Annotated in this window: 14 protein-coding genes; 3 read left to right on the top strand and 11 right to left on the bottom strand. The window is 69.9% G+C overall.

All coding sequences use genetic code 11. The annotated features are described in order from the left end of the window. Nucleotides 1-92: 92 nt before the first annotated feature. From ACCD07_RS26530 to ACCD07_RS26515, 4 genes are read right to left on the bottom strand one after another with little or no spacing between them, the layout of a single operon-like run. Complete coding sequence (locus tag ACCD07_RS26530) at nt 93-731, bottom strand: response regulator (RefSeq protein WP_176650891.1); 639 nt, start codon at nt 729-731, stop codon at nt 93-95. Further along, a complete protein-coding gene (locus tag ACCD07_RS26525; protein ID WP_413449069.1) occupies nt 721-2,232 on the bottom strand; it encodes a response regulator in 1,512 nt (503 codons plus the stop codon). The genes ACCD07_RS26530 and ACCD07_RS26525 overlap by 11 nt, the downstream gene beginning before the upstream one ends. Beyond that, nucleotides 2,229-2,642 carry a response regulator gene (locus tag ACCD07_RS26520; RefSeq protein WP_176650890.1) on the bottom strand — a complete coding sequence of 138 codons (414 nt, stop codon included), beginning with the start codon at nt 2,640-2,642 and terminating at the stop codon, nt 2,229-2,231. The genes ACCD07_RS26525 and ACCD07_RS26520 overlap by 4 nt, the downstream gene beginning before the upstream one ends. After that, nucleotides 2,629-4,146, bottom strand: coding sequence for a sensor histidine kinase (locus ACCD07_RS26515; protein ID WP_353398923.1), 1,518 nt, complete (start codon nt 4,144-4,146; stop codon nt 2,629-2,631). The genes ACCD07_RS26520 and ACCD07_RS26515 overlap by 14 nt, the downstream gene beginning before the upstream one ends. A 206-nt stretch (nt 4,147-4,352) precedes the next feature. Between ACCD07_RS26515 and ACCD07_RS26510 the strand changes: the two genes are divergently transcribed. Both ACCD07_RS26510 and ACCD07_RS26505 read left to right on the top strand, forming a co-directional pair. Continuing rightward, nucleotides 4,353-5,621, top strand: a complete 1,269-nt coding sequence (locus tag ACCD07_RS26510) for a universal stress protein (protein ID WP_413449068.1) — start codon at nt 4,353-4,355, stop codon at nt 5,619-5,621. Nucleotides 5,622-5,634: 13 nt separating this feature from the next. Next, nucleotides 5,635-6,876, top strand: coding sequence for an MgtC/SapB family protein (locus tag ACCD07_RS26505; protein ID WP_413449067.1), 1,242 nt, complete (start codon nt 5,635-5,637; stop codon nt 6,874-6,876). Nucleotides 6,877-6,886: 10 nt separating this feature from the next. Here the strand turns inward: ACCD07_RS26505 and ACCD07_RS26500 are convergent, their stop codons facing one another. From ACCD07_RS26500 to ACCD07_RS26470, 7 genes are all read right to left on the bottom strand, one after another. Further along, a complete protein-coding gene (locus tag ACCD07_RS26500) occupies nt 6,887-7,324 on the bottom strand; it encodes a universal stress protein (protein ID WP_413449066.1) in 438 nt (145 codons plus the stop codon). Between the two features lie 61 nt (nt 7,325-7,385). Continuing rightward, nucleotides 7,386-7,838 (bottom strand): Hsp20/alpha crystallin family protein, encoded by a 453-nt coding sequence (locus tag ACCD07_RS26495; protein WP_353398911.1) that lies wholly within the window; start codon nt 7,836-7,838, stop codon nt 7,386-7,388. Nucleotides 7,839-7,912: 74 nt separating this feature from the next. Continuing rightward, a complete protein-coding gene (locus tag ACCD07_RS26490) occupies nt 7,913-8,323 on the bottom strand; it encodes a hypothetical protein (RefSeq protein WP_413449065.1) in 411 nt (136 codons plus the stop codon). A 101-nt stretch (nt 8,324-8,424) separates the two neighbouring features. Continuing rightward, nucleotides 8,425-9,336, bottom strand: a complete 912-nt coding sequence (locus ACCD07_RS26485) for a ribose-phosphate pyrophosphokinase (RefSeq protein ID WP_413449064.1) — start codon at nt 9,334-9,336, stop codon at nt 8,425-8,427. Next, nucleotides 9,336-10,871 (bottom strand): thymidine phosphorylase family protein, encoded by a 1,536-nt coding sequence (locus ACCD07_RS26480; protein ID WP_413449088.1) that lies wholly within the window; start codon nt 10,869-10,871, stop codon nt 9,336-9,338. Before ACCD07_RS26480 ends, ACCD07_RS26485 begins: the two co-directional genes overlap by 1 nt. A gap of 8 nt (nt 10,872-10,879) precedes the next feature. After that, a complete protein-coding gene (locus ACCD07_RS26475) occupies nt 10,880-12,241 on the bottom strand; it encodes an MBL fold metallo-hydrolase RNA specificity domain-containing protein (RefSeq protein ID WP_413449063.1) in 1,362 nt (453 codons plus the stop codon). 41 nt (nt 12,242-12,282) lie between these two features. Beyond that, nucleotides 12,283-14,148, bottom strand: a complete 1,866-nt coding sequence (locus ACCD07_RS26470) for an AMP-dependent synthetase/ligase (RefSeq protein WP_413449062.1) — start codon at nt 14,146-14,148, stop codon at nt 12,283-12,285. A 240-nt stretch (nt 14,149-14,388) separates the two neighbouring features. Between ACCD07_RS26470 and ACCD07_RS26465 the strand changes: the two genes are divergently transcribed. Then, on the top strand, nt 14,389-15,521 hold a 1,133-nt coding region (locus tag ACCD07_RS26465; RefSeq protein WP_413449061.1), incomplete at its 3' end, for an efflux transporter outer membrane subunit.

Here is a 15,521-nt window from a genome sequence, read left to right as displayed (position 1 = left end):
GCCGTGCGGTTATCGGGCTTCGCTGCCGTGTCGCGTAGGGGAGTCCGGACAGAAATCTGTAGGGCTTCCCCTACAACCTTTGCAATATGAAACTAGATGATGCCGTGCTCCAGCGCATACCGGGTCAGCTCGGCATTGCTGTCGAGGCCCATTTTTTCCAGGATGCGGGCGCGGTAGGTGGTCACCGTGTTGGGGCTCAGGTGCAGCGTCTCGCCGATGCGCACCAGCGATTCGCCGGCCGCGATCAGCTTGAACACCTCCAGCTCGCGGTTCGACAGCGCCTCGAGCTTGCCCACCTCGCCGCCGCCGATCAGGCTGGCCAGCTTTTCCAGCAGGGCCGGGCTGACATGCTTGCCCCCGGACGCGGCCTTGCGCACCGCCGCCACCAGCGCCGTGGTTGGCGCATCCTTGGTCAGGTAGCCGGCCGCGCCCAGCTTGAGCGCGCGCACGGCGTAGATATCTTCGGCGTAGGTGCTCAGCATCAGCACCGCCAGCTTGGGCCGCTCGGCGCGCAACTGCTTGAGCAGCTCCAGCCCGTTCTTGCCGGGCATGGTGATGTCGAGCAGCGCCACGTCGAATTCCTGCGCCTGCGCCAGCTGCAGCGCCTCGTTGGCGTTGCAGGCTTCGCCGTCGACGCGGATGTCGTCGACCGTGCTCAGCATCAGGCGCACGCCGTTACGGGCGATCGCGTGGTCGTCGACCAGCAGCACGCGGATGGGATTATTGCTCATGGTGTGCGTCCAATGGCAGGCGCAGCAGCAGGGTCGTGCCCTGCCCCGGCCTGCCGGTGATTTTCAATTCGCCGTCGAAATGACGGCTGCGTTCGTGCATGCCGAGGATGCCCCAGGACTCGCGGTTGAGCAAGCGCTCGGCCGCGATACCCTTGCCGTCGTCGTCGATGCGCAGCTGCAGCACGCCGTCGGCGTAGTCGACCCGCAGCTGCACCGCGCTGGCCTCGGCGTGCCGCACCACATTGGTCAGAGCTTCCTGGGCGATGCGGAACAGCATCGTGCTGCGCTCGGCGCCCAGCTCCAGCGCCGACGCGGCCGGGCTGATGGCGCAGGCGCAGTGCAGGCCGGAGCGGCGTTCGATCTGCTCGGCATACCATTCCAGCGCGGCCCACACGCCCAGCTGGTCGAGCACGCTGGGCCGCAGGTCGGTGATGACCCGGCGCACCGTCTCGATCGCGTCCTGGGCCAGTCCTGCCGCCTCGGCCAGCAAGGGCTCGGGCGCCGCGCCGGCCGCCGCGCCGCGGTCCATGCTGACTGAAATATAGGCCTTGATGCCGGTCAGCAGGCCGCCCAGCTCGTCATGGATTTCCTGGGCGATGCGCTTGCGCTCGTGTTCCTTGATTCTTTCCTGGTGCGCCGCCAGGTCGCGCTGCGCCTGCTGCGACGCCAGCAAGGCCTGTTCGGTCAGCTTGTTCTGGGTGATGTCGATCATGATGCCCTGCATGAACAGCGGCCGTCCCTCGTCGTCGCGCACCAGCTCGGCCTGGTCGCGGAACCACAGCGCCTGGCCGTCGCGTGCCGACAGCCGGTATTCCAGCCGCAGCGGGCTGCCGTCGCGGCGGCAATCGTCCAGCGCGCGCAGCGTGGACGCGCGCTGCGCCGGATCCATCTGCCGCCCGTGCAGCCCGGGGTCGGCCAGCCACTCGGCCGGGGTGAAGCCAAGCATGCCGATCTGCGGACTGATGTAGCGCAGCGCGCCGCCCTCGCCTAGTTCGGCGATGTAGGTGATGGCCTGCATCTGCTCGACCAGTGTGCGGAACTGCGCCTCGGCCTGGCGCTTGTCGTTGAGCAGGCGCTGCTCGCGCAGCATGCGGTGGATCGCCCCCGGCAGGAATTCCAGGTAGCGGCCGTCGACGTCCTTGACCAGGTAGTCGCGCGCGCCGCGCCGCATCGCCTCGGCCGCCACGGCGGCGCTGTCGGCGCCGGTCAGCATCATCACCGGGATGGACTGGCCGGCGCCGTCGGCGTTCAGGTGGGCCAGGAATTCGAGGCCGGTCAGGTCCGGCAGATGGTAGTCGAGCAGGATGCAGTCGGGCCGCTGCTCGCGCGCCAGCTCGAGCCCGCGCTCGCCGCTGTCGGCCTCCAGCAGCGCAAAGCCGCCGGTGGCATCGGTCGCGAAGGCGCGCCGGCACGCCATGCGGTCGACCACGTCATCCTCGACGATCAACACCCGCAATACGGCTGGGGCGCCGGCGCCGTTGTCGGCAAGGTCGGCGTTCACGGCATCTCGCTGATGGTCCAGTACAGGTCGATCGAGCGCATCATCTCGACGAAGCGGCGGTAGTCGACCGGCTTGGCCATGTAGCCGGCCACGCCCAGGTCGAAGCTGCGCACCTTGTCCTGCTGCTCCTCGGACGTGGTCAGCACCACCACCGGGATGCGCCGCAGCGACGGGTCGAGCTTGATCTGCTGCAGGAACTCGATGCCGTTCATGATCGGCATGTTCAAGTCCAGCAGGATGATGCAGGGCCGTTCCTGCGCCGGGTCGCGCAGATACTCCAGGCCCGCCTCGCCGTTTTCCATGCTGATCACGGCGTTGCCGACATGGATTTCCTTCAATGCCCGCTTGATCGTCATGATGTCGACGTGGTCATCTTCGACCAGCAGGATGGGTTTGTTACTCACTTTCATGGGCTTGTCCTGTTCTGGGTTGCGACGGAGAGGACTTGGGCAGCGTGAACCAGAACGTGCTGCCCTGCCCGGTCTGCGATTCAAGCCAGATCCGTCCCTGATACATTTCTACGATTTTCTTGGCCAGCGCCAGCCCCACGCCGGTGCTCTCGACCCGGTCGCGCGAGGCCAGCGTCTGGAACAGCTGGAAGATGCGCTCGAAATGGCGCTGCTCGATGCCGGGGCCGTTGTCGCGCACGCTGAAGCGCCAGTGGCTGCCGTCGTCGGCGCAATCGATGTCGATCCGCCCGTCCGGCTTGTCCATGTATTTGATGGCGTTGGAAATCAGGTTGTGGAACACCTGCTGGATGCGGGTCGGCTCGATCAGCACGGTCGGCAGGCCCGGCGCGACCGTGATGCGGAACCGCGGCGGCGGCGCCAGCAGGTCCACCACGTCGGCCAGCAGCCGGTTCAGGTCGACCGGCGTATGCGCTTCCTTGACCCGGCCCACGCGCGAATACTGCAGGATGCCGTCGATCAGGCTGCCCATGCGGTGCACCCGGTTGATCAGCAGCCGCATGTGTTCCTTGCCTTCGTCGTTGAACTGCTCGGCGTAGTCGGTGGCCAGCCAGTCGGCCAGCGAGCCGATGCCGCGCAGTGGCGCCTTCAGGTCGTGCGACACCACGTAGGCGAAGTTGGTCAGTTCCTCGTTGGCGCTGCTGATCTCCTGCATCAGGCGGCGGTTGTGCTCCTCCGCCAGCTTGCGCTCGGAAATGTCGCGCACCATGCCGGTGAACATGCGCCGCGCGCCCAGCTGCATCTCGACCACCGACAGCTCCATCGGGAACACGCTGCCATCCTTGCGCAAGCCCTCGACCTCGCGGCCCTTGCCGATGATGCGTTGCTCGCCCGTCTCGCGGTAGTGCGCCAGGTAGCCGTCGTGCAGCGCGCGGTGCGGCTGCGGCATCAGCATCGACACGTTGCGGCCGGCCGCCTCGGCCTCGCTGTAGCCGAACAGGCGCTGCGCGGCCGGGTTCAGGCGCTCCATCACGCCCTGCTCGTCGATGGTGATGATGGCGTCGACGGCGGTCTCGAAGATGGCGCGCATGCGCGCCTCGCTTTCCTGCAGCGCCTGCTCGGCCTTCTTGCGTTCGGTGACGTCGTGGATGGTGGCCAGCACCAGCGGCAGCGCATGCGAGGTGTGCAGCGGCGACAGGCTGACCTCGACGGCGAACTCGTGACCGTCGCGGTGCTGCCCGAACAGCTCGGCGCCGGCGCCCATCGCGCGCGAGCGCGGCTGCTGGAAAAAGTCGCCGCGCTGGCCCACGTGGGCGTGGTGGAAGCGGGCCGGTATCAGCGCCTCGACCGTCATGCCGCTCAACTCGTTGGGGCCGTAGCCGAACATCCGCTCCAGCGCGGGATTGCCCAGCACGATGCCGCCGGCATGGTCGACAATCAGCATGGCGTCGGTGGCCGACGCCAGCAGCCACTCCAGGCTCTGGCCTTCGATAAGGAGATTTTTCAACGGACTATCCTGAACAGTTGCGCCGGTCCGGCGTTCATGCCCAAGATGATACGATCGAACCGCGCCGAATGCCAAAAAATATTTCGAAAGCAACTGTTGCGCGGCGGCTTGCATGCGCATAGCGACCGGCCTTGTATTCCCGGCGATTTTGATCTGGATCAATTGATGCTACAGACGTGGCCTGCGCGCGCCCGTACATTGTAGCCATGAATCCCCCACCCTCAGCCGAGCTGGACCAGCTCGCCGACCGTCTGCACCGGCTGCGCGCCGCATTGGACGGACAGCTGCGCCGGCATCTGGCGCAGGCGCCGGCGTGGCTGGCGGCGGCGCTGCTGGAGCACCGGGCCATGCTGGACGATCCCGGCGTGGCCCGCCAATTGCGCGGTTGCGACATGGTGCTGCTGGCCGAGGAACTGACCGCCTTGCGCCGCATCGACGGCGCCTGCGCGCGCCTGGCCGCCGGCACCTACGGCCGCTGTGTCAGCTGCGGCGCCGCCGTCGCGCCGGAACGCCTGCGGGTGCAGCCGGCCGCGCTGACCTGCCTGGCCTGCCAGGAGGATTTCGAACGGCATCCGCACCGGCGCCTGCCCCTGCCACAGCCACCCATGACAAGAAGGAAGCAGACCATGTCCTATAAAACCATCCTCGTGCAGGCCGACAAATCCCAGCCCGCCGCGCGCGCCATCGAGATGGCGGCCCAGCTGGCGGTCGCGTTCGAAGCCCATCTGGTCGGCGTCGCCAGCAGCGGCATCAACCGGTTCATCCAGCAGTCCAGCCTGTTCCCCCCGGGCGCGCCGGGCATGCCGATCGAGGTCGGCGACCTCGGTTTCCTGCGCGAGCGGGCCGACCTGGCGCTGGGCGACTTCGCGGCCGCCGCCGGCCGGCTCGGCGTGCAATCGCACGAGAAGCGCTGCGTCGACGACGAGCTCGATGTGGGCCTGGCGCTGCACGCCCGCTATGCCGACCTGGTGGTGGTTGGCCAGGCCGATCCGGACCACGCGGGCGCCACCCCGGCGCCGGGACTGGCCCAGCAAGTGATGCTGCACGCGCCCAGGCCGGTGCTGGTCACGCCCCACTCCGGCCGCATGGCACGCATCGGCCACAAGGTCATGGTGGCCTGGGACGGCAGCCTCGAGGCCACGCGCGCCGTCACCGCCGCCATACCGCTGCTGCAGCGGGCGGCCAAGGTCACGCTGGCCATCTTCAATCCCTATGCCCATCACCAGGCGCACGGCGAGCAGCCGGGCGCCGACCTGGCGCTGTACCTGGCCCGGCACGGCATCACCGTCGAGGTCGAGCGGCGGGACACCCCTTTCGACGTCGGCAACGAGCTGCTGACCTTGGCTTCGGACGTCGACGCCGACCTGATGGTCATGGGCGGCTACGGCCATACCCGTTTCCGCGAAGTGGCGCTGGGCGGCGTCACCCGGACCATCCTCGGCGCGATGAGCTTGCCGGTGCTGATGGCGCACTGACGCGGACGCGCACATGGACATCGGCGCGGATTTGATCGGGCTGGGCGCGGCGCTCGGCAGCGGCATGCTGATCGGCATCGAACGCGAGCGGCGCAAGGGCGCCACGCCCACCCACGCGCTGGCCGGGGTGCGCAGCTTTGCGCTGGTGGCGCTGGCGGGCGCGCTGGCGCAGACCATCTCCAGCGCGCTGGTGCTGGCGACAGCGCTGCTGGTGGTGGCGCTGGCCCTGATCAGCTATCCCCGCGGCAACGTGCAGGAAGCGGGCATGGTCACCGAGCTGGCGCTGTTCCTCAGTTTTCTGCTGGGCGTGAACGCGATCGCCCATCCGGCCGTGTCGGCCGGCCTCGCGGTGCTGGTGGCGTCGATGCTGGATTTGCGCGCACCGCTGCACCATTTCGTCCGGGTCACGCTCAAGAGCGGCGAGCTGCGCGACGGCCTGATGCTGGCCGGCGCCGCGCTGGTGGTGTGGCCGCTGCTGCCGGACGCCGCCAACAGCTGGCTGCTGGGCGCCAATCCGCGCCGCATGTGGGGCCTGGTGGTATTGATGATGAGCTTGCAGGCCGGCGCGCATATCGCGCTGCGCATGGCCGGTCCGCGCATGGGCCTGGCGTTGACGGGGCTGGCGTCGGGCTTCGTCTCCAGCGTGGCCGCCACCGCCGACATGGGCCAGCGCTGCCGCCGCGATCCGGCCCTGCTGGCGGCCTGCGCGGCGGCGGCGCTGCTGTCGAACGTGGCCACCTACATCCTGCTGCTGGTGGTCGCGCTGACCATCGCGCCGGCCCAGCTGCTGACGCTGGCGCCCACGCTGGGCTGCGCCATGACGGCCACCCTGCTGGTGTCGGCCGCGACCTTGCGGGCGGTGCCGGACACCGTGCAACGCCCGGCGCGCGGCGGCCGCGTGTTCAGCATCCGCCAGGCGCTGCTGTTCGCGCTGATCTTGAGCGGCGCCACGGCCCTGCTGGCCTATGCCAATACCTATCTGGGCGCGCCGGCCGCCATGCTGGGCGCCCTGCTGGTCGGCCTGGTCGATGTGCACGCGGCGGCCAGTTCCATCCTGTCGCTGGCCGACAGCGGCGTGCTGACGCCGGGCGCGACCCGGCATATCCTGCTGTTTGCGCTGGCGGCCAACACTTCCAGCAAGCTGGTGGCCGCGGCGGCCGGCGGGCGGCCCTTCCTGCGGCGCGTGGGCGGCGGGCTGGTGTTGATACTGCTGGCGGCCAGCCTGCCCTCGCTGCTGGCCTACAGCTGGCGCTGAGGCGCCGTCGTCAGCGGAACACCAGCACCGGCACCTGGCTGTGGGTCAGCACCTTTTGTGTTTCGCTGCCCAGCAGCATGCCCTTGATGCCGCGCCGGCCGTGCGAGGCCATGCAGATCAGATCGCACCCCTGCTGTTCGGCGGTGCGGATGATGACCTCGTACGGCTGGTCGTCCGTGACCGTGATGGTCTTGCACTGAACGCCCAGCTCGCGGGCGGCCTGCTCGATTTCCTCCAGATATTTGCGGGCCTGCGCTTCGCTGTCCTGCTTGTACTCCGCGCGTGTCGCTTCCAGCATTTCGCTGTGATGGGTCAGGACATGAAATTCCGGCGTCACATGCAGGCCGGTGACCGTCGCGCCGCACTCCTTGGCGAACGTGACGCTGTTGCGGATGGCGGCGCTGGAAATTGCCGAGCCGTCGGTCGGCACTAAGATATGCTTGAACATGATGGGTTCCTGTGCGGATGCGGCGGAGCGCGGCCCTCGGCCGCACCCCGGACCGTCTGACTTAATTGATCACCAATTTCTTGGCGCCGTTGCTACTGGGTTTCTTTGGCAGCGTCAGCTCCAGCACGCCGTCCTGGTACTTGGCCACGGCCTGGCTGTCGTCGACCTCCTGCTCCAGCGTGAAGCTGCGGTACTGCTGGCCGACATAGCGCTCGCTGCGCACCACCGTCTCGCCGTCCTTCTGCTCGCTCTCGCGCCGCGTCTCGGCCGAGATCGACACGCGGTTGCCGTCGATGTCGACCTTGATGTCTTCCTTCTTCATGCCGGGCAGCTCGGCCTTGACGCTGTAGGCCTGTTCCGTTTCGTGGACGTCGAGCTTGATCAAGGGCTTGGCCTCCATGTCGCGCAACGCATGCCGCAGGCCGAAGTCGCGGAAGAAATCCTCGACGCCGCGCAACGGCTCGAACCGCGCCAGGCTGCCAAAGGGATCGAACTGCATTAAATTGTTAGCCATGTGCTACTCCTTTTTGTTGAAGTGTTGCCGGATCGTCGATCGGCAGCGCGCCGGCATTCGCGCTGCCTGTCAGTTCATACGGGGTCCCAGTAGAAATACAGCTCGCGCCTGCCTCGCGGCTTGACCACGGCCGTGCGCGAGATCTCCTTGCCGTGCGCGGAGGCCAGGATGCGATAGCTGCCGGGCGCCAGATCGAGGTAGCACATCGGACCGGGCGAGACCAGGCTCGCCACCTCCTTGCCGGCGTGGTCGCGTATGGTCACCGCCACGTCGGCCAGCATTTCACCGCTGCCCTTGGTGGAAAAGGTCAGCAGCAGCTTGTAGTCGCCGCGCGCGTCGAGCATCGCTTGCCGCTCTTCCTCGCCGACGCCGCCGGACAGGTAGGTCACGCCGTTCTGCGATGTCGGCCGCAGGTCCGCCGCCGCGCTCCAGTGCGCGCCCAGCGCCAGGGCCATCGTCAACGCCAAGGTGGATATCGTCTTCATGTCATGTCCTTTCAAATGATCGCAGAGTCACAGTAATCCGGCCGGCCGATCGGCGCACTAGCGATTCCTGATGCAAATCAAAAATCCGGCAAATTGTCCGTTCACGCCGAGCGCAGCGCCCGGGATAGCCCGAGCATGTGACGCACCGCCGTCGCCAACGGCGCGCCGACGCCGATCTGGTTGCTGGCATGGGCCACCGTGTCGCAGCTGACGATGCGGCCGGCGCAGGCCGCCTGCAGTTCGGCGTAGGCGGCGCCGGCAAACAGCGCATGCACGCCGATGCAGACGGGCGCGGCGAAGCCGCCCGCCTTGAGCCGCTCCACGGCGGCGATCATGGTGCGCGCGGTCGACACGATGTCGTCCACCAGCACCGGCGTGCGGCCGGCCAGTTGGGCCGCGTCGGGCAGCGACACGGCCACCTCGCGGTCGCCGCTGCGCACCTTGCTCAGCACGGTGTACGGGCAGCCGGCGCCGGCCGCCACCTGGGCCACCCACTGTTCGCTCTCCTGGTCGGGGCGGACCAACACCGGCCGCGCCACGTTGGCGCCTATCCAGCGCGCGATCAGCGGCGCCGCCGGCACCACCTCGGTGGCGATCTCGTACAGCTCGGACAGGTTGTGATAGCGGTGCAAATGCGGGTCCACCGTCACCAGCCAGTCGCAGCAGCCCGACAGCAGGCGCGCGACATGGCGCGACGTCACGCCCTGCCCCGGCGCGAACACGGCGTCCTGGCGCATATAGGGCAGATACGGCACGACCAGCCCGACGCTGCGCGCGCCCAGCTCGCGCGCCACGCAGGCGCTCAGGTACAGCGCCATGATCTTGCTGTCCGGCTGATCCAGCGCTGCCACCAGCACCACGTCGCGGCCGGCCACCGCGCGCGCCAGCCGCGGGCAGGTTTCGCCGTCGGGAAAGCGGTGCAGCAGCAGCTCGCCCGCCTCGCACCCAAGGTGCCCGCGCAGGCCGGCGGCCAGCGTTTCGGCGCCGGGCAGCGCCATCATGATCGCGTTCATCACATCTCCTGGATGGAAAAGATCGTGTCCTGCGCCTCGGCGTAGGCCAGCGCGTAGGCCAGCTCGCCGGGTGATTCCGCGTGCAGCGTCAACAGCGGCTGGCCGGCGCTGAGCACGCTGCCCAGCCGCGCGTGCAGCGCCAGGCCGGCGGCGGGCGCCTTGGGCGCGCCGGCCAGCTTGGCCAGCCGCGCCAGCCGGCGGTTGTCGATGGCGACCACGCGGCCGTCGTGCAGCGCGGGCAGCACGTGGGTGTAGGCCGCGCGCGGCGGCGTGCGCATGCCGCCCTGCGCGGCGCAGATCGCCTGCAGCTTGGCCCAGGCGGCGCCGCTCTCGAGCGCGCCGCTGGCCAGCGCCAGGCCGTGGCCGGACGCCGCCTTGCCGCCCAGTTCCAGCACCCGCGCCGCCAGCTGCAGCGCGCGCTGGCGCAGGTCGTCCGGCGCGCCGGCCTGGTTCTGCAGCACCGCCAGCACGTCCCAGGCCTCCAGCGCCGGACCGATGCCGCGCCCGACCGGCTGGCTGCCGTCGCTGATCATCACGCTGACGTTGATGCCGAGCGCGCGGCCGACGCTGTCGAAGCGCTGCGCCAGGGTGCGCGCCGCCTGCGCCGAGCGGACCTTGGCGGTGCGGCCGACCGGCATGTCGATCACCACGTGGGTGGAGCCGGCGGCGATCTTCTTCGACAGCACCGAGGCCACCATCAGGCCGTCGCTGTCCAGGCCCAGCGGCCGCTCGACCCGTATCAGCAAGTCGTCCGCCGGGCTGAGCGAGACCGCGCCGCCCCAGGCGATGCAGCCACCCTCCCGCTCGACCACGCGGCGCATCGCGGGCAGGTCCAGCGCCACCGGCGCCAGCGTTTCCATGGTGTCGGCCGTGCCGGCCGGCGAGGTGATCGCGCGCGACGAGGTCTTGGGGATGGTCAGGCCGCAGGCCGCGACGATGGGCACCACCAGCAAGGTGGTGCGGTTGCCCGGCAAGCCGCCCACGCAGTGCTTGTCGACCACGGTCTCGACCGGCCAGTGCAGGCGCTGGCCCACCGCCACCATGGCGCGCGTCAGCGCGATGGTCTCGGCCGTGTCCATGCGGTCGCCGGAACAGGCGGTGATCAGGGCCGCCAGCTCGATTTCGGAATAGCGGCCGTCGACCACGTCGCGCACGATGGCGGACGCCGCCTCGGCGCCCAGCGGGCGGCCGTAGATCTTGGCGCGCACGGCCGACAGCGATTGCACCGGCCGCGCATGCGCCACCCGCAGCGGTTCGCCGTCGATGCCGCCCAGCGCGCGCCAGGCCGCTTCCGACAAACCCAGCTGGCACATGTCGACCAGGTCGTCGTGCACCACATTGAGGGTGGCGACGATGTGCTGGTTGCCGCGCCAGATCTCGATGCGCGAGCGGGCCTCGAACCCTTCCGACTTGCACACCGGGCAATCGCTGCGCAGGTAGGCCACCGGCTCCTGGTAGGTGTCGATACCGAGCCGGCGCAGCGACAGGCTGGCCAGCGGCGTGTCCTGGCCAGGCAGCAGCACGCCGTCCGCCATCGGCCCGTTCACGGCAACTCCTGCTGTTCCAGGTACTCGGGCACGCGACAATCCCAGTGCAGCTGCTCCTCGATGCGGTGGCGCAGCGCGTCGGCCGCGGCCGGCTCGCCGTGGGTGATGAAGGTGCGCTTGGGCGGCTCCAGGAAGTGGCCCAGCCAGCTCATGATCTCGCCGGCGTCGGCGTGTGCCGACAGGTTGTCGATCTGGCGCACGGCGGCGCGTAGCTGCACATACTCGCCATGGATCTTGATCTCGGTGGCGCCGCCCAGCATCGCCGCGCCGCGCGTGCCGCCGGCCTGGAAGCCGGCGAACAGCACGGTGTTGCGGGCGTCGCCGGCGAAGGCCTTCAGGTGGTGCAGCACGCGGCCGCCGGTGGCCATGCCGCTGGCGGCGACGATGACCATCGGCAGCCGGCGCTCGTTGAGCGCGATCGATTCCTCGACGCTGTTGACGATGTGCGCCGCATGGCACATGGCTTCGCACTCCCGGCGGTCCAGCCGGTGCAGCGGCAGGTATTTCTGGTACAGCGCGGTGGCGTCGGTGGCCATCGGGCTGTTCAGGTAGACCGGCAGCGCCGACGGCAGCTGGCCCTGCCGTTTGAGCTGGTGGATGGCGTACAGGATGGACTGCGCGCGGCCGACGGCGAACGCGGGAATGATGGTGACGCCGCCGCGCGCCGCCGTCTCGCGGATGGTCTGGCCCAGCAGGATGGCGGGATCGGCCGGGTCGTGGCGGCGGTCGCCGTAGGTCGACTCCAGCACCAGGTAGTCGCTGCGGGTGATATGGCTGGGCTCGACCATGATGGCATCGCGCAGCCGGCCCAGGTCGCCGGAAAAGGTCACGCTGCGCCGGCCGTCGCTGATGGTGACGATGGCCGCGCCCAGGATGTGGCCGCCCAGGGCCAGCCGGCCCTGCAGCTTGCCGCAGATGGGGAACGGCTCGCCGAAGCCGACCGGCGAGAAGTACTCCAGCGCCCGCAGCGCATCCTTTTCCGTGTAGAGCGGCAGGGCCGGCGCGTGCTTGGAATAGTTGTGGCGGTTGGCGTGGCCGGCCTCCTCCTCGAGCAGGCGGCCGCTGTCGGGCAGCAGTATGCGGCACAGGTCGTAGGTCGCCTCGCTGCAGTAGATCTTGCCGCGAAAGCCGTTCCGGACCAGCAACGGCAGGTAGCCGCTGTGGTCCAGGTGGGCGTGGGTGAGCACCACCGCGTCGATCTCGGCGGCGGCCACCGGCAAGTCTTCCCAGTTGCGCAGCCTGAGCTGCTTGTAGCCCTGGAACAGGCCGCAGTCGAGCAGCATGCGCGCGGTGCCCGAGGTGAGCAGATAACGGGAGCCGGTCACGGTGCCGGTCGCTCCAAGGAATTGTATTTTCATGGTCGCTGCCTGGTGTGGATAGGATGGATGGCGCCGTGCCGTCACGGCACCAGCTCCTGTGGCTGGCGGCTGTCGCGGGCCGCGTACAGGGCGTCGATCTGCGGCGCGTAGCGCGCCATCAGGTTGTTGCGTTTGAGCTTGAGCGTCGGCGTCAGCAGGCTGTTCTCCACCGTCCACGGTTCGGTCACGGCGTGGATCGCGCGGGGGACCGCATGGCGCGGCAGCGCGGCGCAGGCTTCGCGCACCCGCTTGAGCAGCAGGGCCTGCGCGGCAGGCGCGGTCAGGCTGGCCGGCTGGCCGGGATCGAGCGCCAGTTGCGGCGCCAGCGCTTGCCACTGGCGCGGGTTGAGCACCACGACCGCGCTCAGGTACGGGCGGTTGTCGCCCACCGCCATGACCTGGGCAAACAGGGTATCGGCCAGCATGGCCTGCTCGACGTCGGCCGCCGCGATCTTCTCGCCGTTCGAGGTGACGAGGATGTCCTTGAGGCGGCCGACGATGCGGATGCGCCCCTGCTCGATGGCGGCCTGGTCGCCGGTGTTGAGCCAGCCGTCGGCGCTGATGGCGCGCCGGGTGTCTTCCGGTCGGCCCCAGTAGCCGCGCATGACGCTGGCCGAACGCACCTGCAGCTCGTCACGCTCGCCAAGGCGCACTTCGGTGCCCTCAAGCGGGCGGCCGACGCTGGCCGGCCAGTTGTCGTCGATGCCGTTGGCGGCCACCACCGGCGCGCATTCGGTCATGCCGTAGCCTTGCAGCAGCGGCAGTTGCATGGCCAGCAGCCCCTGCGCCACGGCCGGCGGCAACGGCGCGCCACCGCTGATGGCCGCGCGCAGGCGGCCGCCGAAGCGGGCGCGGACGGTCCGCGCCACCAGCCGCTCCAGCACGGGCCACAGCAGCGCATCGGCCAGCGCCGACCCTGCGCCGCCGGGCAGCCCCTGGCGCCGGCAAAAGCGGCGCCAGCCCACGCGCAGCGCCAGCCCATGGAGCAGGCGCGCGCCGCGCCCGGCGGCGGCCAGGTGGTCTTCGACGGCCGCATGGAATTTTTCGTAGACGCGCGGCACCGCGACCAGCACGGTCGGGCGCACCGCGAGCAGGTCCTCGGCCAGCTGCGCCGCCGAGCGCGCATACGCCACGCTGGCGCCTGCCGCCAGCGGCAGGTAGTAGCCGATGGTGCGCTCGAAGGTATGCGACAGCGGCAGCAGCGACAGGAACACGTCGTCGGGGCGCACCGGCACGCGCGCCAGCACCGCCCGCAGGTTGGCCAGCACGTTGGCATGGGTGAGCATCACGCCCTTGGGCTTGCCCGTGGTGCCGGAGGTGTAGACGATGGCGGCCAGGTCGCTGCCCGCCACCCGGCGCGGCGTGCTCCACAGGTCGCCCCGGCTGTCGAGCCAGGCGTTGAGCGACACCATCGGCGGCTGCTCTTCCAACGGCGCCACGTCGCACTCCTGCAGCGTGACCACCAGCCGCAGGTGCGCCGGCGCGTCGCCGCCTGCGGCGATGGCGCGCCATTGCTGCTGGTTCGCCGTCAGCAGCAGCGCCACCTGGCAATCGTCGAGGATGTAGCGGATGCTGGCGGGGTTGTCCAGCGCGTGCATCGGCACCGGCACCAGGCCGAGCGACAGCACCGCCTGGTCGGCGCACACCGCGTCCACGCCGTTGGGCAGCAGGATCCCCACGCGCGCGCCGGCGCCCAGCATCAGCGCGCCGATGGCCCGTTGCCAGCGCTGGACCCGCAGCTGCACCTCGCTCCAGGTATGGCTGCGCCACTGGCCGGCGGCGGCGTCGTACTGGCGGTAGGCCACGGCGTGGGGCGTGCGGCCGGCGCGCCAGGCAAACAGTTCGCCCAGCGTGGCGATGCTGCGCAGCGCGGCGCCCGGCGGGTCGATCTGTGGGCTTGCATTCATTCGATTCTCCTTGCGGCACCAAAGCAGTGCTTGCTTCACACTAACCGCTGCGTCCGCTGAAGTCAGCCCCGAAAATTGATGCAGATCAAATGGCTCAGTCATTCTCCGGCCGGCGCCGACGCCGCCGCCCCATCGGCGGATATTTGACCTACATCAAATACATGGCGGCGGCGCCCCCCTTACACTGCGTTCGCCGATGCTCGACACGGCGCCTATTCGCCCATTACCAGGAGCCGCATCATGTCGCCGTCCACGCCGTTTTCCCTGAATGGAGGGCGCAGCCTGATACTGGGCTGCGCGCTGCTGGCGGGCTGCGGATCGCTGGCGCCGCCCTACTTCCGGCCGCCGCTGCCGGTGGCCGCGCACTACCCGATGCCGGCGTCGTCCGCCGGCGCCGCCGCGCCGCCCGAGTGGCGCGCCTATTTCGCCGACCCCGCGCTGCAGGCGTTGATCGCGCAGGCGCTGGAACATAACCGCGACCTGCGCATCGCCGCGCTGCGGGTCGAGCAGGCGCGCGCCGCCTACGGCATCGAGCGGGGCGCCGCGCTGCCCTTGCTGGCCGCGCAGGCGGCCGGACAACGCCAGCGCCTGCCCGCCGACCTGAGCCTGACCGGCCGGCCCATGGTCGCCGGCCAGTACCAGGCCGGCGTCGGCGTCAGCGACTGGGAGATCGACTTCTGGGGGCGCCTGGCCAACCTGCGCGAGGCCGCGCTGGAAGACTACCTGGCCAGCGACGCCGCGCGCCGGGCCGTCGCCGTGGCGCTGATCGCCCAGGTCGCCGAAGCCTATTTTGAAGTCCGCGAGATGGACCAGCGCATCGCGCTGGCCCAGCGCACGCTGGCCACGCGCCAGGAGAGCTACCGCATTTTCGGCCGCCGCGCCGCCGTCGGCGCCACCTCGCGCCTGAACCTGACCCAGGTGGAAACCCTGCTGCTGCAGGCGCAGGCGCTGTCCGCCCAGCTGCAGCAGGAGCGCGACCTCAAGCGCCACGCGCTGCAGCTGCTGGTCGGCACGCCGGTGATCCCTGCGCCGCCGGCGCCGGACGACGCTGGCGACAGCCTGCCGGTGCTGGCGCCCGGCCTGCCGTCGGCGCTGCTCGAACGCCGCGCCGACATCATCGCCGCCGAGCATCAGCTCAAGGCCGCCAACGCCAATATCGGCGCGGCGCGCGCCGCCTTCTTTCCGCAGGTGAGCCTGACCGGCTCGTTCGGCAGCGCCAGCGCCGAGCTGGAACATCTGTTCGCCGGCGGCAGCGGCGCCTGGACCTTCGCCCCCGCCATCACCCTGCCGCTGTTCGACGGCGGGCGCCGGCGCGCCGCCCGGGACCCGGCCGCGGCGCGCCCCGGCAGCGCCCTGGCCCACAACGCAAAAAA

It is taken from the genome of Duganella sp. Dugasp56, assembly GCF_047304105.1.
Lineage (GTDB): Bacteria > Pseudomonadota > Gammaproteobacteria > Burkholderiales > Burkholderiaceae_D > Rugamonas > Rugamonas hordei.
The sequence above is the reverse complement of the archived record's forward strand: the minus strand, read 5'-3'. Positions and strand labels throughout refer to the sequence as shown.